Origin of the sequence: Brucella sp. MAB-22 (assembly GCF_025908475.1) — a bacterium.
Taxonomy (GTDB): Bacteria; Pseudomonadota; Alphaproteobacteria; order Rhizobiales; family Rhizobiaceae; genus Brucella; species Brucella anthropi.
Window position 1 is genome coordinate 1784789 of the sequence record NZ_CP109782.1, and the last position, 21815, is coordinate 1806603.

Consider the following 21815-nt stretch of genomic DNA (forward strand, 5'->3'; position numbering starts at 1 on the left):
AAAACCACGGGCCACGCGAAAATGACAGCGACCGGGAACCGGAAGCGCCACTAGCGAATGTACTTAAGGCTACCTTAAGGGTAGATTAGCACCGGAAGCCCGGAAAACGCTATTTGCAAACGCTATTTGCAAACGCGATTTGCAGCCGACGGGAACAGCTTGACCACAACGGGTCGGTCCAGCATGTTCCGTCACAAAACGGAGTGATTTCATGATTGAGACGTTGCTGCCCGCATCGGCGCTCGCCTTCCCAAATATCGATCCGGTGATCTTCCGGGTCGGACCGCTGGCAGTGCACTGGTACGGCCTCGGCTATGTCGTCGGCATCATGTTCGCCTGGTGGTACGGCAAGAAGCTCCTACGGAGCCACCGCCTGTGGGCCAACAACCAGCCGCCCATGGCGCCGGAAGCCCTCGATGATTTCGTCATCTGGGCAGCGCTTGGCGTCGTGCTCGGCGGTCGTATCGGCTACGTGCTCTTCTATAATTTCTCCTATTATATCTCCAACCCGCTCGCCATTCCGGCGGTGTGGGATGGCGGCATGTCGTTTCACGGCGGCATTCTGGGCACAACGCTTGCCATGTTCCTGTTCGCCCGCTCGCGCGGCATCAGGGTCTGGAGCATGTTCGACACGATTGCCGCTGGCGTTCCGGTCGGGCTTGGCGTGGTGCGTGTCGCCAATTTCATCAATTCGGAACTTTGGGGTCGTGTCAGTGATGTGCCATGGGCAGTCTATTTTCCCAATGGCGGCCCGCTGCCGCGTCATCCAAGCCAGCTTTACGAAGCTTTCCTTGAAGGTGTGGTCCTCTTCTTCGTACTGTTCCTCCTCGTCTGGGTCGGACGCAAACTGAAGAAGCCCGGCTTCATTGCTGGCGCTTTCGTCACAGGGTACGGCCTCAGCCGTATCGTGGTCGAATTCTTCCGCGAGCCGGATGCGCAGCTCGGCTATCTGTTTGGCGGCTGGCTTACCATGGGCATGGTCCTCTCGGTGCCGATGGTACTGATCGGGCTTTGGGCCATGTGGCGCGCAAACCGGACTGCAGCCAAGGATGCCTGATCTTTCGCTGAAAGACCGGCTGAAACGCCTGATCGCCACTTCCGGGCCGATCAGCGTCGCCGATTACATGGCAGCCTGCCTCGGCGACCGCGAGGCAGGCTATTATACGACACGCGAACCTTTCGGACGTGACGGCGACTTCATCACTGCGCCGGAAGTAAGCCAGATGTTCGGTGAACTGATCGGCATCTGGTGCGTCAGCGAATGGGATGCGCTGGGACGACCGGACAATATCGTGCTTTGTGAAATCGGCCCCGGTCGCGGCACGCTGATGAGCGATATGCTGCGCACCATTGGCAGGCTCGCCCCGCAAATGCTGGGCCATGTGCGTGTCGCCATGGTCGAAACGAGCCCGCGCCTTGCCGAAAAGCAAAAGGAAAAACTGTCCGACGCAGGCGCGAAGATCGACTGGTTCGAGCGTTTTTCCAACATAGCTGACGGGCCGCTGATCCTCGTGACCAATGAGCTGTTCGATGCGATCCCGCTTCGGCAGTTCGTCAAGGTCGATGGCCGCTTTGTCGAACGGATGATCGCGCTCGACGAAAAGGGCGAATTCCATTTCGTCAGCGGTCTGGGCGGCATAGATCCGGCACTGTTACCTGCAGGGCATGCGGAAGCACCCGAAGGTGCAATCTTTGAAGCGGCCCCGGCGCGCACCGCCTTGATGCAGGAAATCGCCAGCCGTATCGCGACCACACGCGGCGCAGCGCTCAACATCGACTATGGCCATCTGAAAGCCGGTTTCGGCGATACGCTGCAAGCCATGTTGAAACACGGGTTTGACGATGTATTTGCCAATCCGGGCATTGCGGACCTCACCAGCCATGTCGATTTCGACATTCTGGACAAGACCGCGCGGGCCAGCGGCTGCAAGACCGGAACAATGACGCAGGGCGAATTTCTGCTCGCAATGGGCCTGCTTGATCGCGCAGGACGGCTTGGCGCGGACAAGGATACAGCGTTTCAGGAAAAAATCCGGCAGGACGTCGAAAGACTGGCCGCACCCGATCAAATGGGAACCTTGTTCAAGGTGCTGGCCATCAGCGATTCCGACACAAAACTCATTCCTTTTGCAGCTCCATGACGGCGAAAGCTTCGATTGACAAGCAGACTCTCCTCCCCCACCATCCCGCCGTTTAGTGTCTGGATCAAAAAGCGTCAGGCCGTAGCGAAAATGGTGGTTTTCGAGAACCGGAGCGCAGTGTACTTAAAGGTACATGAGCACCGGAAGCGGAGAAAAACGCCATTTGCAGCAAGGCATGGCGACTTTTGGACCAGACACTTTGGAAAGTGAAGCAAGATGACCGACATGCCGCAACCACTCCGCTCGCCTCTCCTTGAAAAGCCCGTCGGACAGAACGGGAAGCGGATCGCGCATGGCTTTTTCACCCGCAGGGGCGGTGTTTCCGATGGCATCTATACGGGCCTGAACGTTGGAAGCGGGTCAAACGATGTGCCGGAAAAAGTTGCCGAGAATCGCCGCCGCGTCGCCGAGAACCTTGGCGTTGCACCCGATCACCTCATGACCGTGCATCAGGTTCATTCGCCCGATGTTCTCCACGTCACCGAGCCGTTCGGCGCTCCACGCCCGAAGGCCGACGCAATGGTCACAAATGTGCCGGGCATCGCCATTGGTGCTTTGTCTGCCGATTGCGGGCCTGTGCTTTTTGCAGATCACGAAGCGGGAATCATCGGCTCCGCCCATGCCGGATGGCGTGGCGCTTTCGGCGGTGTCCTTGAAAACACGATTGAAGCCATGATCGGCCTCGGTGCGAAACGCGAGAACATCGTTGCTGTTCTCGGGCCGACCATCGGGCCGGAAAATTACGAAGTCGGGCCGGAATTCTATGCAGAATTCATCGGCAGAGATGCTGCTTACACCACCTATTTCCGGCCTTCCGACAAGCCGGAACACAAGCTGTTCGATCTGTGGACATTCATCACCGACCGGCTGACGAAGGCTGGTGTGCGGGCAGAATCCCTTCGCCAGTGCACCTATGCCGATGAGGAACAATTCTATTCCTACCGGCGCACCACCCATCGCAACGAACCCGACTACGGGCGTCAGATTGCAGCGATCGCCATCATAGAAGATTAGGAGAACCGCATGGCCCTTCACTTCGAGCCGGAAGAATTCGCAGCACGTCGCGACCGTCTGATCTTGAAGATGGAGGAGGAAAAGCTGGATGCGCTTCTGCTGTTCGCGCAGGAGAGCATGTACTGGCTGACCGGCTATGACACGTTCGGCTTCTGCTTCTTCCAATGCCTCGTCGTGAAGGCCGACGGGTCGATGGTGCTGATGACACGCTCCGCCGATTTGCGGCAGGCGCGTCATACGTCGAACATCGAGAACGTCGTCGTCTGGACCGATCGCGACAATGCCAATCCGGCTTCCGACCTTCGCAATATTCTGACCGAACTCGACCTTCTCGGCACCCGGATCGGGATCGAGTACCAGACACATGGCCTTACCGGCGCCAATGCGCGCAAGCTGGACGAACAGCTGCAGAGCTTTGCCAAGCTTTACGATGCTTCCGGCATGGTGGATCGCCTGCGGCTGCTCAAAAGCCCTGCGGAAATTGCCTATGCGAAACGCGCCGCCGAACTCAGCGACGACATACTCGACGCTGCGATAAAGCTCACCAAAGGCGGGGCGAGCGAAGCCGATATTCTGGCTGCGATGATGAGCACCAATTTTGCTGGCGACGGCGATTTTCCCGCCAACGAATATATCATCGGCTCGGGCGACGATGCCCTGCTTTGCCGCTACAAATCCGGTCGGCGCAAGCTGAACAAGAACGATCAGCTCACGCTCGAATGGTCGGGCGTCTTCCGGCATTACCACGCGCCGATGATGCGCACGATCGTCGTCGGCAAGCCGACCACACATCATCTGGAGCTCTATGCGGCTGCACGCGAGGCGCTGGAGGCCGTGGAAGCAGCCATGACGCCCGCCTCGACATTCGGCGACGTCTTTGACGCCCATGCGCGGACCATGGAGGCACACGGCCTTACTCGCCATCGCCTCAATACCTGTGGCTATTCGGTGGGAGCACGTTTCACGCCATCATGGATGGACCCGCAGATATTCTATGCCGGAAACCCGGAAAGCATCCAGCCGGACATGACGCTTTTCGCACATATGATCATCATGGATTCCGACACCCAAACCGCCATGACGCTGGGGCAGACATATCTCACAACAAATGGCGCAGCTCAGCCATTATCCCGCCATTCTCTTGATATGATTGTAAAATGAGGCGCAATCGGCGATAAAACTGCCACAAGCGCAACCCGGAAACTGCAAAGCGGCTTTCGGGCAAGATGCACGTCGATAAAATCGATAGATTATTTTGAACTGAAAATGCCCGACCGCAGAGAACCTGCGCCTTCAGGAGCATGAAGCCGAACATGAACAAGGCACGTCTTTCAACGATGTTGTTGCTGGCCGGAGTGCTTACAAGCGTCCTGGCCGCCTGCAACAGCACAGAGTCCGCTCTGAACGTACAGGGTAGCAATCAAAATTCCGGGCAAAATTCCGGGCAAACTACTACGCCAGCCGCGACACCGGGCACCCCGGCGACGGGCACCGCTCCCGTGCAGCCCACGGGAACAACTCCGGCCACAACCGGCACAGCACCTGCGACGACCACGCCAGTGGCACCGCAGCGCAGTGCAGCGCTCAAGCCGGGCAAGTTGCATATCGCCCCGATTGTCGGCGCACCGGTCAATGTGGTGACGCCGCTGACCCATCGCATGAATGACGATGCCAAGACGAAGGGCATTGAGCTTGCAGGCAATAACGATCCAAGTGCTGCCTATGTGATGAAGGGATATTTCTCCGTTCTTTCGGAAGATAATCAGACCACCGTGCTTTACGTCTGGGATGTTCTGGATGCTTCCGGCAACCGCCTTCACCGGATACAGGGGCAGGAGAAAGTTCCAGGTGCTGCCGCAGACTCATGGAGCGTCGTTCCGGCTTCCGCAATGCAGACAATCGCCGACCGCACCATGCAGGAATATTCGACCTGGCTTGCGGCAAATCGCGCATAGAAACTTGCTTTGGCAGCAAAAGACTGAAATCTTTTGCTGAATCTGTTTTGCCTACTGTGGGAAAGCCGGAAAACCGGGCTTTTTACAGCAATTGTGTTCCCGAGGGCCTTGCAATGGCGATGACTCTTTGCAATAGGCCCCACATCCGAAAGAAAACCTTTCTAGCTGCAGTCCTTGGCCGGTCAGACCGTACGCAGCTTTAAAGTTTTTAAGAGATTAAGTCCGTTCCGGCGGACTGTTGCGACAGAACCAAACTGCAAACCGCGACCGCATCGGCGTCAGAGGCAAAAGAATGAAACTTTTCGCAGGCAACTCCAACCGGGTTCTTGCCGAATCCGTTGCTCAGTATCTCAACATTCCACTCGGTAAGGCCAGCGTCCGTCGCTTCGCCGATCAGGAAATCTTCGTAGAGATTCAGGAAAACGTGCGCGGCGAAGACGTATTCGTACTGCAATCGACTTCCTACCCGGCAAACGATCACCTGATGGAACTGCTCATCATGATCGACGCCTTCCGCCGCTCGTCGGCACGTCGCATCACCGCCGTCCTGCCCTATTTCGGCTATGCCCGTCAGGACCGCAAACCCGGCCCGCGCACGCCGATCTCTGCCAAGCTGGTCGCCAATCTCATTACCGAAGCCGGTGCGAACCGCGTCCTGACGCTTGATCTTCATGCCGGTCAGATTCAGGGTTTCTTCGATATCCCGACCGACAATCTCTATGCCGTTCCGGTCATCGCGCGCGATGTGAAGGCCAATTACGCAACCGGCAACTGCATGGTCGTTTCGCCTGACGTTGGCGGCGTGGTTCGCGCCCGTTCGCTCGCAAAGCGCATCGATGCGCAGCTCGCCATCGTCGACAAGCGTCGCGAACGTCCAGGTGAATCGGAAGTCATGAACGTCATCGGTGAAGTGGCTGGCAAAGATTGTCTGCTGTTCGACGATATCGTTGATTCCGGCGGCACGCTCTGCAACGCAGCCGAGGCCCTGCTGGCCAAGGGCGCGAACAGCGTCACCGCTTACATCACGCATGGTGTTCTGTCCGGCGGCGCCGTTGCCCGTATCGCCTCGTCCAAGCTGAAGGAACTGGTCATCACCGATTCCATCCAGCCGACCACCGCCATCAATGATGCGCCAAATATCCGCGTCCTCTCGATCTCGGACCTGATTGGCGAAGCCATCGCCCGCACGGCAGCGGAAGAGTCCGTTTCGAGCCTGTTCGACTAAAACACCAGCCGGATTACAATTCCGAGACATGCCGCCAGCAACAGCACGAGCGGCATGTTGAGCCTCAGAACAACAAGCAAGAATGCCGCCGCGCCTGCAATCAGGACGGCGGCATTGTCTATTGTGCCCCAGACCGGCAGCGGCAATGTGAAGGGACCGACAGCCTTCTCAATGACCTGCGAAAACAGGACATGCAGCGAGAACCACAGCGCCAGATTGGCAATCACGCCGACGACCGCAGCCGTAATCCCGCCCAGCATGGCCGACAGCCAGCGCACCTGACGCAGCCGCTCCACGAATGGCGCGCCCGCCAATATCCATAGAAAACAGGGCACGAAGGTAAACCAGAGCGCGATCAGTCCGCCGAAAAAGCCGCCCAGAAGCGGCGGCAGGCCCGACAGGTTCGCAGCCCCCACAAAGCCGACAAAGACCAGCACCAGGATCAGCGGTCCCGGCGTGGTTTCCGCCAGACCGAGCCCGGTCAGCATTTCCCCCGGCTTCATCCAGCCGAAATGCTCGACCGCCTGCTGCGCCGTATAGGAAAGAGCTGCATAAGCGCCCCCAAAAGTCACCGCAGCAAGCTTCGAGAAGAATGCCGCCTCCTGCACAAAAACATGCGCGCCACCAAAAGCGAAGAAAAGCCCGAGCAAAGGTAAAAGCCACAGCCCGCCCCAGATGAGCGTTTGCTGCGTGAATTCGCGCAAGGCGCCAGGCGTCGCCTCTCCCAGAATTGTGGCAGCACCATTTCCCTGCACGATATGCCGCAGGCCACCTGCAAGAGCCGCCAGCAGAACGACGAGCGGAAACGGCAGTTTCAGGAAGGCTATCGCAACGAATGCCGCAATCGCCACCGCATAGGAAAACCCCGAGGCCAGTGTCCGTTTGGCCATGCGATAAAGCGCTTCAAAAACCACGGCGAGAACCGCAGCCTTGAGGCCGAACAACAGCCCGGCCACGATGTCGACATGCCCGAAGGAGATATACAGCGCCGACAATGCAAGCATGACGACAGCGCCGGGCAGCACGAACAGAAGCCCGGCCAGAAGGCCGCCGCGCCAGCCCTTAACCGCCCAACCGGAATAGGTCGCAAGCTGCATGGCTTCCGGCCCCGGCAGCAACATGCAGAAATTGAGCGCATGGATCAGCCGTTCCTGATCCATCCATTTCTTTTCATCCACGAGAATGCGCTGCAGCATGGCGATCTGCGCGGCCGGCCCGCCGAACGACAGAAGCCCGATCTTGCCGAATGTCGCGAAGAGTTCTTTGTAGCCCGGTTGCTGAATTGGCTGTGTCACGCTGTCATCCTGAATGATCCCTGGCACTACAGTTGCAAATTCGTCAGGCCGTGGCGAAAAGAGTGATTTTCGAGTACCGGAGCAGAGCGTACTTAAAGGTACGTGAGCACCGGAACGCAGGCAAATTGCTCTTTGCAGCCCGGCATCACGAAGAATGCAACTGTAGTGCAGCTGTCGGCGAGGATCATTACAGGTTCATGACAGTTTTCACAGCTTACTCAGCCGCAGCGCCTTCTTCCGCCAGCTCATCCGGCGCATTCGGGTCGCCCGGTGCCGTTTCGCAGGCGAGATCGGGGAAATTGACGATACGCATTCCCTTGAAATCATTGCGCACAACCAGAAGTCCGCGTTCTTCAAAATAGGTCAGCAGACGCCGGGCACGACTGAACGAGTGTGTGCCATAGGCGCGCGCCAAAGCCGCATCGGAAGGGCAAGGCGCGCCGGTGACGGCTGCCTGCGCCACGATCAGGAATACGCCCTGCACATCATCAGTGAGACTTTCCGACAGGGAAAGCGCCTGCTGCCATGTTTCGCCACTGGCCACATCGCTTTCAATGCTGGCCTGCGCCACCGCCAGCCTGCGGCGGAAGGCAGGGAGAGCCAGCGGTTCGCCCGGAACGCGGTGAATGCGACAGCGCACCAGAAAGTCCTGATAAAGCACGGCCACGGACCGGAACGACGCTTCCGGATCGTCCACGATCTCGCGCATGACCTTTTCGAGGAGCTCATCCCGTTCGGCTTCCACCATGCCGGGGAACAAAGGTTCCTGCGCCGGTTCGGCTTCGGGCTTCGGCTTTGCTACCTGCGCCAGAATCTCCGCCGTCGATGGCGGCGGTGGAGGCGGCGGCGCTCTGCGCACGGCAGCACGGATTTCCTGCGGCGCAGGCGTGAAGATGAGATCAAGCGCATCTTCCGGCGCATCAGGAAGTGGCATCAGTTTCGGCGATGAAGACCGCGCCGATGTCTCCACCTTGCCAATCTTGATCGGCAATGGACGACGCGACAATGCGGGGCCAAGCGCCACGAAATGTCCGCGCTGCAGATCGCGGAACATTTCAGCCTGCTTGCGCTCCATGCCCAGAAGATCAGCGGCGCGCGCCATATCGATATCGAGAAATGTACGCCCCATGAGGAAGTTCGAAGCTTCAGCTGCAACGTTCTTGGCAAGCTTCGCCAGTCGCTGCGTGGCGATAACACCCGCAAGGCCACGCTTTCGTCCGCGACACATGAGATTGGTCATCGCTCCGAGGGAAAGCTTGCGCGCTTCATCCGACACTTCACCGGCGGCAGCAGGCGCAAAAAGCTGCGCCTCATCCACCACGACCAGCATCGGATACCAGTAGTCGCGTTCGGCATCGAACAAACCGCCAAGAAAAGCCGCAGCCGAGCGCATCTGCTGCTCAACATCGAGACCTTCCAGATTGAGCACCACCGAAACACGGTGCTGGCGGATACGTCCGGCAATGCGGGTCAGTTCGGCTTCGGTACGGGCGGCATCAACGACGACATGGCCGTAAAGATCGGCCAGCGTAACGAAATCGCCTTCCGGATCGACAATGCACTGCTGCACCCATTGCGCGCTCTGTTCCAAAAGGCGTCGCAAAAGATGCGATTTGCCGGAGCCGGAATTGCCCTGCACGAGCAGGCGCGTGGCGAGAAGCTCCTCAAGATCAAGCATGGCTTGCTTGCCACCGCCAAGCGCCGCTGCCGAGGCAGAACCGCTTCCAGCAACTGCACCCATGTCGATACCGACCTGCATCTCGCCTCCTTGTTTCAACATAGCAGGAACAAACGACTCGCACGGCAAAGCCGGCAGTCGATCAGGCATTCGCTTAACATCTTTGACGGTGCCATTGCCACCCGTTAAGACAAATGCCCACAGATGCCGGGCACGGGAACTGCTCGCAGCCCAAAAAACTTGCGCCGCCGCACGCTATGGTCTATAGCCAGCGCCATCCGCGTAGACACCCTTGGAGGCAACGCGGAATGGAGCGGTCCGGTCTTTCACCTTGTGGCAGACGTTACGGGCTGTTTCATGTCGTTTGTTGAAGCATGGCCCCGAAAAGTGGAAACGGTTTTCGAACAAGGTCATGCTCGGATAATACCGCGAGCGACACTCCAGTAACATTGAAAGGAAATGCCATGAGCGAGACTTACGTGCTCAAGGCCGATCTGCGTACCCGGGTTGGTAAGGGGTCCTCCCGCGAACTGCGTCGCAACGGCCAGATTCCTGCAGTCATCTACGGCGACAAGCAGGAACCCCTCGCAATCGCCGTCTCTTACAAGGAAATCTTCTACAAGATTCATGGCGGTGGTTTTAAGACCACTGTTGCCACGATCGAAGTGGACGGCAAGAAGATTCAGGTCCTCCCGAAGGACTACCAGCTGGATCCGGTCCGTGACTTCCCGCAGCATGTCGACTTCCTGCGCGTTTCCGCGAAGTCGGTCGTCCATGTGAATGTTCCTGTTCACTTCAAGAACGAAGAAGCTGCTCCGGGCATCAAGCGCGGCGGCGTTCTCAACATCGTTCGTCACGACGTTGAACTGATCGTTCCGGCCAATGCAATTCCGGAAGCACTCGAGTTCGACCTGACCGGCCTCGAAATCGGCGACTCCGTCCACATTTCGGCGATCAAGCTGCCGAAGGGCGTGACCGCTGCCATCCAGGATCGCGACTTCACCATCGCCACGATTGCTGCTCCTGCCGGCCTGAAGTCGGAAGAAGCTGCTTCGGAAGGCGCTGCAGAAGAAGAAGCCAAGGACGGCGAATAATCGCTTTCCGCACAGGAGCGCTAACGCGCTTCTTATCCGAAAACCGGTTCCCACTTTTCGGGAAGCGCTACAGAAGGGGCTCTGAACCATGCTGCTCATTGCAGGTCTTGGCAATCCGGGCCCCAAATATGCGCATAACCGGCACAATATCGGTTTCATGGCGGCGGATGAAATATTCCGCCGCCATCGCTTTTCCAACTGGCAGAAGAAGTTTCAGGCCGAGATTGCCGACGGTGTGATCGACGGCGAAAAAGTGCTGCTGGTCAAGCCGCAGACTTTTATGAACCTTTCGGGTCAGTCCATCGGCGAAGCCATGCGCTTCTACAAGCTGACACCTGCCGATCTTGTCGTGATCTATGACGAACTCGACCTCATTCCCGGCAAGCTGCGCATCAAGACCGGCGGCGGCTCCGGCGGCCATAACGGCATCAAATCCATCGACGCGCATATGCAGGCCTTCCCCGGCGGCCAGAATTATCGCCGCATGCGGCTGGGCATCGGCCATCCGGGCGCGAAGGAACTCGTGCATAACTATGTCCTCGGCGATTTCGCCAAGGCCGACAATGAATGGCTGGATACGCTTCTGGGCGCTATTGCCGACAATGTGGGCCTGCTTGCCGCCAAGGGCGAAGACAACAGCTTCATGAACCGCATTGCGCTCGCCATGGGCGACGGCAATCAACGGCCCAGCGGTTTCAAGGCCGATCCCGCACAACTGGAAAAGGCGCCACCAAAGGCGCAGAGCCATATCCGGCAGGCGCGGCAGAACCAGAAGAAGCCGAATATTCCTGCCAGCGGCCCGATGGCTGAAATGCTGAAAAAGCTGCTTGGCAAAAAGGACTAAAGCATTTCCAGCAAAAATGCGAAGCGGTTTTGCATGGGAGAATGCGTAAAAGTAAGCCGTTACCAAGGGCGCGACGCCTCCGCCTCTTGACGCTTCACGGTCCGATGACGCATAGCCACAACAATAGAATTCTAGTCTGATAGGTACGATCATGGGTTTCAAATGCGGCATCGTCGGTCTGCCAAATGTTGGCAAGTCGACGCTTTTCAACGCGCTGACCAAAACGGCCGCCGCACAGGCCGCAAACTATCCGTTCTGCACCATTGAGCCGAACACGGGCGAAGTGGCGGTTCCCGATCCGCGCCAGAACGATATCGCCCGGATTGCCGGTTCGAAGGAAATCATCCCGACCCGCATCAACTTCGTTGATATTGCCGGTCTCGTGCGCGGCGCATCGAAGGGTGAAGGTCTCGGCAACCAGTTCCTCGCCAATATCCGCGAAGTGGATGCCATCGTGCATGTGCTGCGCTGCTTCGAGGATGACGATATCACGCATGTCGAAGGTCGTATCGATCCGGTATCGGACGCCCAGACGGTTGAAACGGAGCTGATGCTGTCGGACCTCGAAAGCATCGAGCGCCGCATCGTGCAGATCCGCAAGCGCGCTACCGGCAAGGACAAGGAAGCTCTCACCATTCTGCCGGTGATGGAAGCAGCACTCGAACTGCTTCAGAACGGCCAGCCAGTCCGCCTGATGCTGAAGGATATTGCGGCAGAAGACCTGCTGACGCTGAAGGGCCTGAACCTTCTCACCTCCAAGCCGGTTCTTTATGTCTGCAACGTCGCTGAAGGCGATGCGGCCAAGGGCAACGAGTATAGCGCTGCCGTCGACAAGATGGCCGAGGAACAGGGTGCCCAGACGGTCATCATTTCGGCTGCAATCGAAGCGGAAGTTGCGCAGCTTCCCGATGAGGAGGCCAAGGAATATCTGGAAAGCATGGACCTTGAGGAACCGGGCCTCGACCGCCTGATCCGCGCCGGTTACAAGCTTCTCGACCTCATCACCTATTTCACCGCAGGACCGAAGGAAACCCGCGCCTGGACAATCCGGCGCGGCACCAAAGCTCCCGGTGCTGCCGGTGTCATTCATACCGATTTCGAGCGCGGCTTCATCCGCGCCCAGACCATCGCCTATGAAGACTACGTCAAATACAATGGCGAAGTCGGAGCGAAGGAAGCCGGCAAGGCAAGGGACGAAGGCAAGGAATACATCGTCCATGACGGCGATGTGATGCTGTTCCGCTTCAATACCTGATACGTTCAGGCCGCCGAAAACTGGCGGCCTTTTCTTTATGCCTACTCGGAGGAGATCGAGGGTGAGCAAGCCTCTGCCTAAATATGCTTATGAGGATATGGAGCCGGGAATGACCCTTCCCTTCGGTCCTCGTACGATCAACAAGCAAGAAATCATCGAGTTTGCCAGCGAGTTCGATCCGCAGCCGTTCCATCTCGATGAGGAAGCAGGCAAGGCGAGCGTGCTCGGCGGGCTGGCGGCATCGGGATGGCAGACCACCTCCCTCATCATGCGCATGGTCTGCGATGCCTATCTTACAAACTCAACGTCACAGGGTGGTCCCGGCGTCGAATTCACGCGTTGGAAACGCCCCGTACTCGCGGGCGATACGCTGAATGGTGTGACGACCATCAAGGACAAACGCATTTCCAAATCGCGCCCGGCAATCGGGTTGGTGACGTTCCACCATGAACTGTTCAATCAGCGTGGTGAGAGCGTGTGCGAAATGCAGCATCCATGCATGATGCTGCGCCGCGACTACGATGCGACGGCAGGAGGGGCGTCATGAGTTTCCTGGAAGAAAATCTCGGGCAGAACCTCGTCATCGGCAGCTATACGTTTACTGCCGAGGAAATCATCGATTTCGCCAGGAAATATGATCCGCAGCCGTTCCATCTGGACAGCGAAGCGGCAAAGAAGAGTGTCTTCGGCGGACTTTGCGCTTCCGGCTGGCACACCACTGCAGTGTTCATGAAGCTCAATGTCGCGTCCATCGTCAAGGCAACGCAGGAAGCTCTGAAACGCGGCGAGACGCCGCCGACATTCGGCCCCTCACCCGGCTTTGAAAACCTGAAATGGTCGAAGCCCGTCTATGCCGGAGATACGATCACCTACAAGCGCCTGGTCCACGCCATAAGGCCGCTCGCCTCCCGCCCCGGCTGGTCGATGCTGACTATGACGACGAGCGCCCATAACCAGAATGGCGAAGAGGTGCTTTCCTTCGACAATGCGGCGATGGTGAAACTGCCGCCCAAGGCTGATGCCTGAAATAACAAAGCCCGGAGCAATGTCCGGGCTTTTTCGTATTCTCAATCGCCTTCAAAGGCCACGAGCGTGCGGACCGGCACGCCGAGAGCTTCCAGCTTCTTGCGTCCGCCGAGATCCGGCAGGTCGATGATGAAACAGGCTGCGACGATCTCTGCACCCATCTGAAGCAGAAGCTTCGCCGCCGCTTCCGCCGTTCCGCCCGTGGCGATCAGATCGTCCACCAGAATGATCCGTTCGCCCTTTTCAATCGCGTCGCGATGCATTTCCATTTCGTCGATGCCATATTCAAGGCTGTAGGCAATGCGCACTGTATCGCGCGGCAGCTTGCCCTTCTTGCGGATCGGTACGAAACCAGCCGACAGCTGATGCGCGATTGCGCCGCCGAGAATAAAGCCACGTGCTTCGATGCCCGCTACCTTGTCGACCTTGTTGCCTGCATAGGGATAGACCAGCTCATCGACGGAACGGCGGAATGCCTGCGCATCGCCCATAAGCGTCGTCACGTCACGGAATTGGACGCCCGGCTTGGGATAGTCCGGAATGGTGCGGATCGCATCCTTCAAGCTGGCTTTAAATCCGGATTCCATTTTCCATCCTTTCAGGCGGCCTGCAGGCCGGTCAAGTTAATCAAGGCAAAGTTGGGGCCAAGGACCTTTACACCCTCGAACGGTCAAATTGCAAAAGAAACCGCTCATTTCTGCCAAGAACATTACGGCGACGCACGGCCTTTTTCATGGCTTATTTGTGGCGCAGCCGACCTTCCAGCTACAGCACAAAAAAATGGGCGCTCGCGGCGCCCATCTTTTAATTCAGGTTGATCTATTGTCAGTGTTTAACATCCGACCAGATCGAACGCTTGGCGACATAAACCAGACCGGCAAAAAGGATCAGGAATATGATGACCCGGAAACCGGTCCGCTTGCGATCTTCCAGATGCGGCTCTGCAGCCCACATCAGGAATGCCGAAACGTCGCGTGCATACTGATCCACCGTTTGCGGCGAACCATCGTCATAGGTGACTTGGTCGTCGCTCAGCGGCTTTGCCATGGCCAGCGACTTGCCGGCGATGAAGTATGGGTTGAAATGCGTCCCTTCCGGAATATGCATTCCCGCTGGTGGCTGTTCATCATAGCCGGTCAGCAGAGAATGGATGTAGTCCGGACCTGCTTCGGCATATTGCGTGAATATGTCGAAGATGAAGGTCGGGAAGCCGCGTTCAACACCACGAGCCTTCGCGATCAGCGAGAAGTCCGGAGGAGCTGCACCGTTGTTCGCGGCCGCAGCTGCGTTCGCGTTCGGAAATGGCGCCGGGAAGTGATCAGTCGGGATCGCCTTGCGGGTGAACATTTCGCCATCCGCATTCGGCCCGTCCTGTACTTCATATTCAGCGGCAAATGCCTTGACCTGCTCCGGTGAGTAGCCGAGACCTTCCAGCGTGCGGAAGGCCACCAGGTTCATCGAATGACAGGCCGAACAAACTTCCTTGTAGACCTTCAGGCCACGCTGAAGCTGTCCCTTGTCATAGGTTCCGAACGGACCGGCAAAGCTCCACTTTTCCTGCTTGGGATGGTGGATCGGGAAATGTTCCGGCTCCGCGGCATTGCCGCCTTCCTCAGCCGAGGCACCACCTAGGGCGATACCAAGCGCGACCAGCGGAGCAATACCGAAGGCAGCGAAATTCTTGAGGATGTTTTTCATTGTTACGTCCTTCATCTCTCTCGCTGGTTCAGCCCCGAGTTTCAACAGGGATTTCCATGGGGGTAACCCCGGCCTTGCCGCTCTTCTCCAGAACCGCCTCGGTGATCGAGTTCGGCAAACGCTTCGGCGTTTCGATCAGGCCGATGACCGGCATGATGATGATGAAGAATGCAAAGTAGTAGAGCGTACCCAGCTGCGCCATGAAGACGTAGGAACCTTCCGCAGGACGCGAACCCAGCCAGCCGAGGAAGATGGCGTTGATCACGAACAGCCAGAAGAACAGCTTGAACCACGGACGATAGACAGCCGAACGAACCTTCGACGTATCGAGCCACGGCACCACGAAGAGGATTGCGATCGAACCGAACATGGTCAGAACGCCGCCGAGCTTCGAGTCGATCGGGCCGATGTTGAAGGTGATGGCGCGCAGCATCGCGTAGAACGGCAGGAAGTACCATTCCGGAACAATGTGAGCAGGTGTCTTCAGAGAATCGGCCGGGATATAGTTATCCGGATGACCGAGGAAGTTCGGCATGTAGAAGACGAAGTAGGCGAAGAACACGAAGAAGACGAGCGCGCCGAAAGCGTCCTTGATGGTCGCATAAGGCGTGAACGGCAGCGTGTCGGTCTTGGACTTGACTTCAATGCCGGTCGGATTGGTCTGACCCGTCACATGCAGCGCCCAGACGTGCAGGATGACGACACCGGCAATCATGAACGGCAGCAGATAGTGCAGCGAGAAAAAGCGGTTGAGCGTTGGATTGTCGACCGCAAAGCCGCCCAGCAGAAGCTGCTGGATCGGTTCGCCGATGATCGGAAAAGCCGTGAAGAAGCCGGTGATAACCGTCGCACCCCAGAAGGACATCTGGCCCCATGGCAGCACGTAGCCCATGAAGGCGGTAGCCATCATGAGAAGGAAGATCACCACGCCCAGAATCCACAGAAGCTCGCGCGGCGCCTTGTAGGAACCGTAATAGAGACCGCGAGCGATATGGAGATAGACGGCAATGAAGAAGAAGGATGCACCGTTGGAGTGCATGTAGCGCAGCAGCCAACCGGAGTTGACGTCACGCATGATCTTCTCGACGGAATTGAACGCAATGCCCGTATCGGCAGCATAATGCATGGCCAGCACAACGCCGGTCAGGATCTGCGAAATGAGCATGAAGCTCAAAATGCCACCAAAGGTGTACATGTAGTTCAGGTTACGCGGCGTCGGATAGGCCACGAAGGAATCATAGACGAGACGCGGCAAGGGAAGCCGTTCGTCCACCCATTTTTCGATGCCGGTCTTCGGCGTGTATGTGGAGTGTCCACCACTCATGTCTTCTCTCCCCAAGACCTGTTAGCCGATCCTGATGACCGTATCGGAAGCGAACGCATATTGCGGAATGTGCATGTTCTCCGGAGCCGGACCACTGCGGATACGTCCGGCAGTGTCATAGGTCGAGCCATGGCATGGGCAGAACCAGCCACCGAAAGAACCGGATTCACCGAGCGGCACGCAACCCAGATGGGTACACACGCCGATCATCACCAGCCAGTTTTCCTTGCCCTCGCCTGCCGAGCGGGCGACATCGGTCGCCTGCGCATCCGCTGCGAGGTTGGCGTTACGTGCGTTCTGATCCTTGAGATCACCAAGAGCGGTTGTCTTGGCATCCTCGATTTCCTTGGCGGAGCGGTTACGAATGAAAACCGGCTTACCACGCCATTTGACAGTTAGTGATGCTCCTTCCGTCAGGGACGAAACATCAACCTCGATGGACGCAGCCGCGAGTGTCGAAGCGTCCGGACGCATCTGGTCGATAAACGGCCAGGCCAGTCCGCCAACTCCGACGACACCGGCCATTCCCGTCGCAATATACAAAAAATCACGCCGTGTCGGCTCAGCCGTGTCGTGTGCGCTCACGTGCCAATTCCTTTTCAACCTGCATGTTCAATTGAACTCTCCCCTCGTCCTCTTTTGCACTTGCGCAAAAGTAGTCCTGCAAGTGCTCACAGGACGAAATTCCCTCCATTTCACTATCCGGTTTATGCGCGTAAAAATCGCTTGTCCAGACACCAACCCCTTATGACGGCACGATGTCGCAGGCGGATTTGCTTGCTCAATTCAGGGAATGCACAGCAAAGCGATAACGCATTACAGACAGTGGAAAGCTTTCAACTTTCTCCGTTCCTCCCTATGAAACCGCCCGACTGGCGGGCCCAAAGTCCCGCATAGATGCCACCGCGGGCGATAAGTTCGTCATGCGTTCCCTCCTCCACGATGCGGCCTTGATCCATCACAACGAGACGATCGAGCGCTGCGATGGTGGAAAGGCGGTGAGCAATCGCAATAACCGTCTTTCCATCCATAAGGCGTTTCAAATTCTCCTGAATCGAAGCTTCGACCTCCGAATCGAGTGCGGAAGTCGCCTCATCGAGGATGAGGATTGGCGCATCCTTCAAAATAGCGCGAGCGATAGCAATGCGCTGGCGCTGCCCGCCGGAAAGCTTGACGCCGCGCTCGCCCACAAAGGCATCGAACGACCGCCGCCCCTGGAAATCCTCCAGACTGGCAATGAACCCATCGGCTTCGGCCTGACGTGCTGCCTGCAGCAGTTCATCGTCGGTCGCATCGTCGCGCGCCAGCATGATGTTGTCGCGCAGCGACCTGTGCAGCAATGCAGTTTCCTGACTGACGACCGCGACCGCCCGACGCAGCGAGGTTTGGGTGACGTCGCGAATGTCCTGCCCGTCCACGAGGATCGCGCCTTTCTCGACATCGTAGAGGCGCAGGATGAGATTTACGAGGGTAGACTTGCCCGCCCCGGAATGCCCGACGAGACCGACGCGTTCACCACCGCGCACAGTGAGGTTGATATTGTCGAGAACGCCCGCCGCCTTGCCGTAGTGGAACGTGACGTCCTGAACATCGATACGCGCCTTTGTCACCTGCAAGGGTTTGGCACCGGGCCTATCCTCAAGACCAAGCGGAGCAGAAACCAGCCGCATGGAATTCTCGATCAGTCCGAGCTGGCGCAGCATGCCATTGAGCTGCATCATGAGACGGCCAAGGAGCATATTGAGGCGCAGCACGAGGCCAAGTGTGAACGACACCTGCCCGACCGTGATGGCATTGCGCGTCCACAAATCGATGGCAATCGCCGCAACCGTCACGATCATCAGGCCGGAAAGTGCGGTGAGCGAAACACGAACGCCGGTGAGTGAACGCATGAACGGAAGAATTGCGCCGAGATACCGCTCGAAACCGTCACGCAGATAGCGCTCATCGTCATCGGCGGTATTGAGCTTGATCGTCTGAATATTGGAATAGCTGTCGACAATACGCCCGTTAATCATCGATCCCGCCTCGGCAGAAGCCTCGGCGTGCTTGCGGATGCGTGGCAGATAGCGCCAGGCGATGAAGCCGAAGGCAATGATCCAAAGGACTACCGCCACTGCCAGCCGCCAGTCGAGCCGACCGACCAGAAACAGCGTGGTGATGCTGTAGATCGCCATGAACCAGACGACCTGAATGAGACTTTCAATGAGATCGCCTGCCGCCTGCCCCGCCTGCCAGACCTTGGTGGCAATGCGCCCGGCAAAATCATTCTGGAAGAAGGCATAGGACTGGCGGAGAACATAGGAGTTCGCCTGCCAGCGGATCATATTGTAGAAACCCGGCGACAAGGTCTGGTCTTCCAGCAGCGTGTTGATCGCCGTCACGACGAGGCGGATTACAAGGACGGTTATGCCCATGAACAGAAGCTCTGGCCCTGCCGCCTGCAAAAGCGCCGACCAGCTTCGTTCGACGCCACCCTTCCCCGCCTGATCGAGAATATCGACCAGCCTGCCTGTGAAATAGAACAGGCCTGCCTCGACCAGCGGCAGCAATCCGCCAACCGCAAGCGAAACGGCGAGCGGCCATTTCGCTTGCCTCGCATAATGCCAGAGAAAGCCAAGTGTGGTTGAAGGCGGTCTCAGCCGGTCCGGTTCACGAAAGGGATCGACCCAACGTTCGAACAGGCTGTAAACCGCTTTCATCAATGGCTTCTGTCCTTATTGTACCAGCGCATCCTCGGGATTTTCATCGAAGCCGAGGAAACCGCCAGACTGGCGGGCCCATAGACTTGCATAAATGCCGCCGAGCGCCACAAGTTCCTCATGTGTGCCATCTTCGACGATGCGCCCCTTGTCCATCACCACGAGACGATCAAGCGCCGCAATGGTGGAAAGGCGGTGCGCGATGGCAATCACGGTCTTGCCTTCCATCAAGGTGTTGAGACTATCCTGAATGGCTGCTTCGACTTCCGAATCGAGCGCCGAGGTCGCCTCGTCCAGAATGAGGATCGGCGCATCCTTCAGCATCACACGCGCAATGGCAATGCGCTGGCGCTGTCCGCCGGAAAGCTTGACGCCACGTTCACCAACATGCGCATCCAGCCCCTGCCGTCCCTTCGGGTCGGTTAGCAGCGGAATGAACTGGTCGGCCTGCGCCAGACGAATGGCCTGCTGAAGCATTTCTTCGGTGGCATCCGGCCGCCCATACATGATGTTCTCACGAACCGAACGATGCAGAAGCGAGGTATCCTGCGTCACCATGCCGATATTGGCGCGAAGCGAATCCTGCGTGACTTTGGAAATGTCCTGCCCGTCGATCAGAATGCGGCCCTTCTCCAGATCGTAGAAGCGCAACAGCAGATTGACCAGCGTGGACTTGCCAGCACCGGACCGCCCAACCAGGCCCACTTTCTGGCCCGGCTGGATCGTGAGCGTGAGATTTTCGATAACCCCTTTGCCCTTGCCGTAATGGAAGCCGATCTTGTCGAAGTCGAGTTCGCCTCTGGTCACCTGCAATGCCGGTGCACTGGGGACGTCCACGACCTCATGCGAACGCGCAATCGTCGTGATCCCGTCTTCAACCGTGCCGATGTTTTCGAACAAGGCCGACATTTCCCACATGATCCACTGCGACATGCCGTTGAGGCGCAAAACCAGACCGATGCCCACAGCAACGGCGCCGACGGAAATCGCTTCATTCATCCAGAGCTGGATGCCGATTGCACCCACCGCAAACAGCAGAATGCAGTTCGCCATATAGAGCGTGAAATGAAACAACGTGATGAGTCGCATCTGCCGATGCACGGTACCGAGGAAGCCATCGAGGCTTTCCTTCACATATGATTCTTCCCGGCTTGAATGCGAGAAAAGCTTCACGGTTGCGATATTGGTGTAGCTGTCAACGATACGTCCCGTCATCGATGAACGCGCATCGGCCTGCTGTTCCGAAATCACGCGCAGACGCGGGATGAAAACACGCAGCAATATGATGTAGACGACGAGCCAGACGGCAAACGGGATCATCAGGACAAGGTCCGCAGACGCTGCAATGAACAGCGTGCCCGCGAAATAGACGATCACATAGTTGAGCACGTCCAGAAGCTTCATCACCGTTTCACGAACGGCGAGCGCAGTCTGCATCAGCTTGGTTGAAATGCGCCCGGCAAACTCATCCTGAAAGAAAGCCATCGACTGGCGGATCAGGTAACGGTGCATCAGCCAGCGCACGCGCATCGGATAATTGCCGAGCAATGTCTGGTGGATAAGCAGCGAATGGATCAATACTACGCCCGGAAGGACGACCAGAACAACACCAGCAATCAGCGCAAGCCGCCAGCCTTCATTGCTCAGAAATGTCTCGCGCGACTGATGTGACAGCCAGTCGACAATATTGCCCATGAAGGCAAAGAGCGACACTTCGATCACGGCGATGAGCGTGGTGAAGATCGCCATGCCGATGATCCACGGCCAGGCGCCGCGGGTATAATAAAGGCAAAAGGCTACCAGTCCGCGCGGGGGCTCGCGCGGCGGTTCTTCGGGATAAGCTTCGAGTCGTTTTTCAAACCATCTGAACATGGTGCACCTTTTAGGTGGTCCCGGAAGAATTGCCAAGACGGAAGAGGAACAAAACGGGAATATTTCTACAGATGTTTTCTGTAGAAATCACGACACCGGAGCTGTTGATGTTCCGGCTGTTGCCGCCTTCGGTGCTTGCGGCAATCTGTATTTCGCGTTACCCGCATCATATGGAACTGCGCGTCGCACTTTACCAGCCCGACATTCCCGGCAACACGGGAACCATCCTGCGTATGGCCGCTTGCCTCGGCTTCGCGGTCGACTTGATCGAACCTGCCGGGTTCGACATTTCCGACCGGTCCCTGAAGCGCGCCGGCATGGACTATCTGGAGCAGGCAACCCTCACTCGCCATGCGGACTGGCACCACTTCGAAGACTGGCGCCTGCAGGCCAAGCGCCGGATCGTGTTGCTGTCTACCAAGGCAGCGATCCCCTATACGGATTATCGGTTTCAGGAAAATGACATTCTGCTCTTCGGGCGTGAGTCGTCGGGCGTTCCCGACAATGTCCACAATTCCGCCGATGCACGGCTTCTGATCCCGATGATGCCCGGCGCGAGATCGCTAAATCTTGCGGTTTCGGTTGCGATGACGGCAGGCGAAGCTCTGCGCCAGCGGAGGGACAAGGTCGATTCCCTCCGACAGGAATGACAACGCCAGAATTGCGCTTCGCGAAAGGACCGGCTTCGCAAA

20 protein-coding genes are annotated in these 21815 nt (G+C 57.7%); 12 read left to right on the plus strand and 8 right to left on the minus strand.

From position 1 onward, the window contains the following. Nucleotides 1-211 precede the first annotated feature (211 nt). The 6 genes from lgt (at nucleotide 212) to OHI65_RS18180 (ending at nucleotide 6335) form a co-directional block, all read left to right on the plus strand. Complete coding sequence (gene lgt, locus OHI65_RS18155; protein WP_125300064.1) at nucleotides 212-1057, plus strand: prolipoprotein diacylglyceryl transferase; 846 nt, start codon at nucleotides 212-214, stop codon at nucleotides 1055-1057. Then, nucleotides 1050-2141, plus strand: a complete 1092-nt coding sequence (locus OHI65_RS18160; protein WP_125300063.1) for a class I SAM-dependent methyltransferase — start codon at nucleotides 1050-1052, stop codon at nucleotides 2139-2141. The genes lgt and OHI65_RS18160 overlap by 8 nt, the downstream gene beginning before the upstream one ends. Before the next feature lie 216 nt (nucleotides 2142-2357). Beyond that, on the plus strand, nucleotides 2358-3155 hold the full coding sequence (pgeF, locus tag OHI65_RS18165) for a peptidoglycan editing factor PgeF (RefSeq protein ID WP_125300062.1): 798 nt from the start codon (nucleotides 2358-2360) through the stop codon (nucleotides 3153-3155). A gap of 9 nt (nucleotides 3156-3164) precedes the next feature. After that, nucleotides 3165-4316 (plus strand): M24 family metallopeptidase, encoded by a 1152-nt coding sequence (locus OHI65_RS18170; protein WP_125300061.1) that lies wholly within the window; start codon nucleotides 3165-3167, stop codon nucleotides 4314-4316. Between the two features lie 140 nt (nucleotides 4317-4456). Further along, nucleotides 4457-5110: a hypothetical protein gene (locus tag OHI65_RS18175; RefSeq protein ID WP_094513982.1), complete on the plus strand. Its 654-nt coding sequence runs from the start codon at nucleotides 4457-4459 to the stop codon at nucleotides 5108-5110. A 292-nt stretch (nucleotides 5111-5402) separates the two neighbouring features. Then, nucleotides 5403-6335, plus strand: a complete 933-nt coding sequence (locus tag OHI65_RS18180) for a ribose-phosphate pyrophosphokinase (protein ID WP_012091666.1) — start codon at nucleotides 5403-5405, stop codon at nucleotides 6333-6335. On the opposite strand, the gene chrA is transcribed toward OHI65_RS18180, so the two are convergent. Then, on the minus strand, nucleotides 6332-7630 hold the full coding sequence (gene chrA / locus OHI65_RS18185) for a chromate efflux transporter (protein WP_125300060.1): 1299 nt from the start codon (nucleotides 7628-7630) through the stop codon (nucleotides 6332-6334). The two genes, OHI65_RS18180 and chrA, sit on opposite strands and share 4 nt — an antisense overlap. A gap of 214 nt (nucleotides 7631-7844) precedes the next feature. After that, complete coding sequence (locus tag OHI65_RS18190; protein ID WP_012091664.1) at nucleotides 7845-9389, minus strand: ATP-binding protein; 1545 nt, start codon at nucleotides 9387-9389, stop codon at nucleotides 7845-7847. Nucleotides 9390-9772: 383 nt separating this feature from the next. On the opposite strand from OHI65_RS18190, the gene OHI65_RS18195 reads away from it, so the two are divergent. The 5 genes from OHI65_RS18195 to OHI65_RS18215 all read left to right on the plus strand — a co-directional run bounded on the left by OHI65_RS18195 (nucleotide 9773) and on the right by OHI65_RS18215 (nucleotide 13527). Further along, entirely contained in the window at nucleotides 9773-10402 is a 630-nt protein-coding gene (locus tag OHI65_RS18195) for a 50S ribosomal protein L25/general stress protein Ctc (RefSeq protein WP_010659617.1), read from the plus strand. Between the two features lie 88 nt (nucleotides 10403-10490). Next, nucleotides 10491-11246, plus strand: coding sequence for an aminoacyl-tRNA hydrolase (pth, locus tag OHI65_RS18200; protein WP_010659616.1), 756 nt, complete (start codon nucleotides 10491-10493; stop codon nucleotides 11244-11246). 151 nt (nucleotides 11247-11397) lie between these two features. Continuing rightward, nucleotides 11398-12501 (plus strand): redox-regulated ATPase YchF, encoded by a 1104-nt coding sequence (gene ychF, locus OHI65_RS18205; protein WP_010659615.1) that lies wholly within the window; start codon nucleotides 11398-11400, stop codon nucleotides 12499-12501. A gap of 61 nt (nucleotides 12502-12562) precedes the next feature. Continuing rightward, complete coding sequence (locus OHI65_RS18210; RefSeq protein WP_010659614.1) at nucleotides 12563-13048, plus strand: MaoC family dehydratase; 486 nt, start codon at nucleotides 12563-12565, stop codon at nucleotides 13046-13048. Then, nucleotides 13045-13527: a MaoC family dehydratase gene (locus tag OHI65_RS18215; RefSeq protein WP_125300059.1), complete on the plus strand. Its 483-nt coding sequence runs from the start codon at nucleotides 13045-13047 to the stop codon at nucleotides 13525-13527. The genes OHI65_RS18210 and OHI65_RS18215 overlap by 4 nt, the downstream gene beginning before the upstream one ends. 41 nt (nucleotides 13528-13568) lie before the next feature. Here the strand turns inward: OHI65_RS18215 and OHI65_RS18220 are convergent, their stop codons facing one another. The 6 genes from OHI65_RS18220 to OHI65_RS18245 all read right to left on the minus strand — a co-directional run bounded on the left by OHI65_RS18220 (nucleotide 13569) and on the right by OHI65_RS18245 (nucleotide 21123). Further along, entirely contained in the window at nucleotides 13569-14114 is a 546-nt protein-coding gene (locus OHI65_RS18220) for an adenine phosphoribosyltransferase (protein WP_010659612.1), read from the minus strand. A gap of 238 nt (nucleotides 14115-14352) precedes the next feature. Further along, complete coding sequence (locus OHI65_RS18225) at nucleotides 14353-15225, minus strand: cytochrome c1 (RefSeq protein ID WP_012091661.1); 873 nt, start codon at nucleotides 15223-15225, stop codon at nucleotides 14353-14355. Between the two features lie 28 nt (nucleotides 15226-15253). Beyond that, nucleotides 15254-16549, minus strand: coding sequence for a cytochrome b (locus OHI65_RS18230; RefSeq protein WP_125300058.1), 1296 nt, complete (start codon nucleotides 16547-16549; stop codon nucleotides 15254-15256). 21 nt (nucleotides 16550-16570) lie between these two features. Continuing rightward, complete coding sequence (gene petA / locus OHI65_RS18235) at nucleotides 16571-17134, minus strand: ubiquinol-cytochrome c reductase iron-sulfur subunit (protein WP_010659609.1); 564 nt, start codon at nucleotides 17132-17134, stop codon at nucleotides 16571-16573. A 251-nt stretch (nucleotides 17135-17385) separates the two neighbouring features. Then, nucleotides 17386-19251, minus strand: a complete 1866-nt coding sequence (locus OHI65_RS18240) for an ABC transporter ATP-binding protein (RefSeq protein WP_125300057.1) — start codon at nucleotides 19249-19251, stop codon at nucleotides 17386-17388. A gap of 15 nt (nucleotides 19252-19266) precedes the next feature. Further along, nucleotides 19267-21123, minus strand: coding sequence for an ABC transporter ATP-binding protein (locus OHI65_RS18245; protein ID WP_010659607.1), 1857 nt, complete (start codon nucleotides 21121-21123; stop codon nucleotides 19267-19269). 170 nt (nucleotides 21124-21293) lie between these two features. Here OHI65_RS18245 and OHI65_RS18250 point away from each other — a divergent pair, with 170 nt between their 5' ends. Continuing rightward, nucleotides 21294-21773, plus strand: coding sequence for a tRNA (cytidine(34)-2'-O)-methyltransferase (locus tag OHI65_RS18250; RefSeq protein ID WP_010659606.1), 480 nt, complete (start codon nucleotides 21294-21296; stop codon nucleotides 21771-21773). Nucleotides 21774-21815: the final 42 nt, after the last annotated feature.

Excerpts from the sequence above, each read along its gene's own strand:
- lgt (WP_125300064.1), top strand. The coding sequence starts at position 212 with ATGATTGAGACGTTGCTGCCCGCATCGGCGCTCGCCTTCCCAAATATC.
- OHI65_RS18160 (WP_125300063.1), top strand. The coding sequence starts at position 1,050 with ATGCCTGATCTTTCGCTGAAAGACCGGCTGAAACGCCTGATCGCCACT.
- pgeF (WP_125300062.1), top strand. The coding sequence starts at position 2,358 with ATGACCGACATGCCGCAACCACTCCGCTCGCCTCTCCTTGAAAAGCCC.
- OHI65_RS18170 (WP_125300061.1), top strand. The coding sequence starts at position 3,165 with ATGGCCCTTCACTTCGAGCCGGAAGAATTCGCAGCACGTCGCGACCGT.
- OHI65_RS18175 (WP_094513982.1), top strand. The coding sequence starts at position 4,457 with ATGAAGCCGAACATGAACAAGGCACGTCTTTCAACGATGTTGTTGCTG.
- OHI65_RS18180 (WP_012091666.1), top strand. The coding sequence starts at position 5,403 with ATGAAACTTTTCGCAGGCAACTCCAACCGGGTTCTTGCCGAATCCGTT.
- OHI65_RS18190 (WP_012091664.1), bottom strand. The coding sequence starts at position 9,389 with ATGCAGGTCGGTATCGACATGGGTGCAGTTGCTGGAAGCGGTTCTGCC.
- OHI65_RS18195 (WP_010659617.1), top strand. The coding sequence starts at position 9,773 with ATGAGCGAGACTTACGTGCTCAAGGCCGATCTGCGTACCCGGGTTGGT.
- pth (WP_010659616.1), top strand. The coding sequence starts at position 10,491 with ATGCTGCTCATTGCAGGTCTTGGCAATCCGGGCCCCAAATATGCGCAT.
- ychF (WP_010659615.1), top strand. The coding sequence starts at position 11,398 with ATGGGTTTCAAATGCGGCATCGTCGGTCTGCCAAATGTTGGCAAGTCG.
- OHI65_RS18215 (WP_125300059.1), top strand. The coding sequence starts at position 13,045 with ATGAGTTTCCTGGAAGAAAATCTCGGGCAGAACCTCGTCATCGGCAGC.
- OHI65_RS18220 (WP_010659612.1), bottom strand. The coding sequence starts at position 14,114 with ATGGAATCCGGATTTAAAGCCAGCTTGAAGGATGCGATCCGCACCATT.
- OHI65_RS18225 (WP_012091661.1), bottom strand. The coding sequence starts at position 15,225 with ATGAAAAACATCCTCAAGAATTTCGCTGCCTTCGGTATTGCTCCGCTG.
- OHI65_RS18230 (WP_125300058.1), bottom strand. The coding sequence starts at position 16,549 with ATGAGTGGTGGACACTCCACATACACGCCGAAGACCGGCATCGAAAAA.
- OHI65_RS18240 (WP_125300057.1), bottom strand. The coding sequence starts at position 19,251 with ATGAAAGCGGTTTACAGCCTGTTCGAACGTTGGGTCGATCCCTTTCGT.
- OHI65_RS18245 (WP_010659607.1), bottom strand. The coding sequence starts at position 21,123 with ATGTTCAGATGGTTTGAAAAACGACTCGAAGCTTATCCCGAAGAACCG.
- OHI65_RS18250 (WP_010659606.1), top strand. The coding sequence starts at position 21,294 with ATGGAACTGCGCGTCGCACTTTACCAGCCCGACATTCCCGGCAACACG.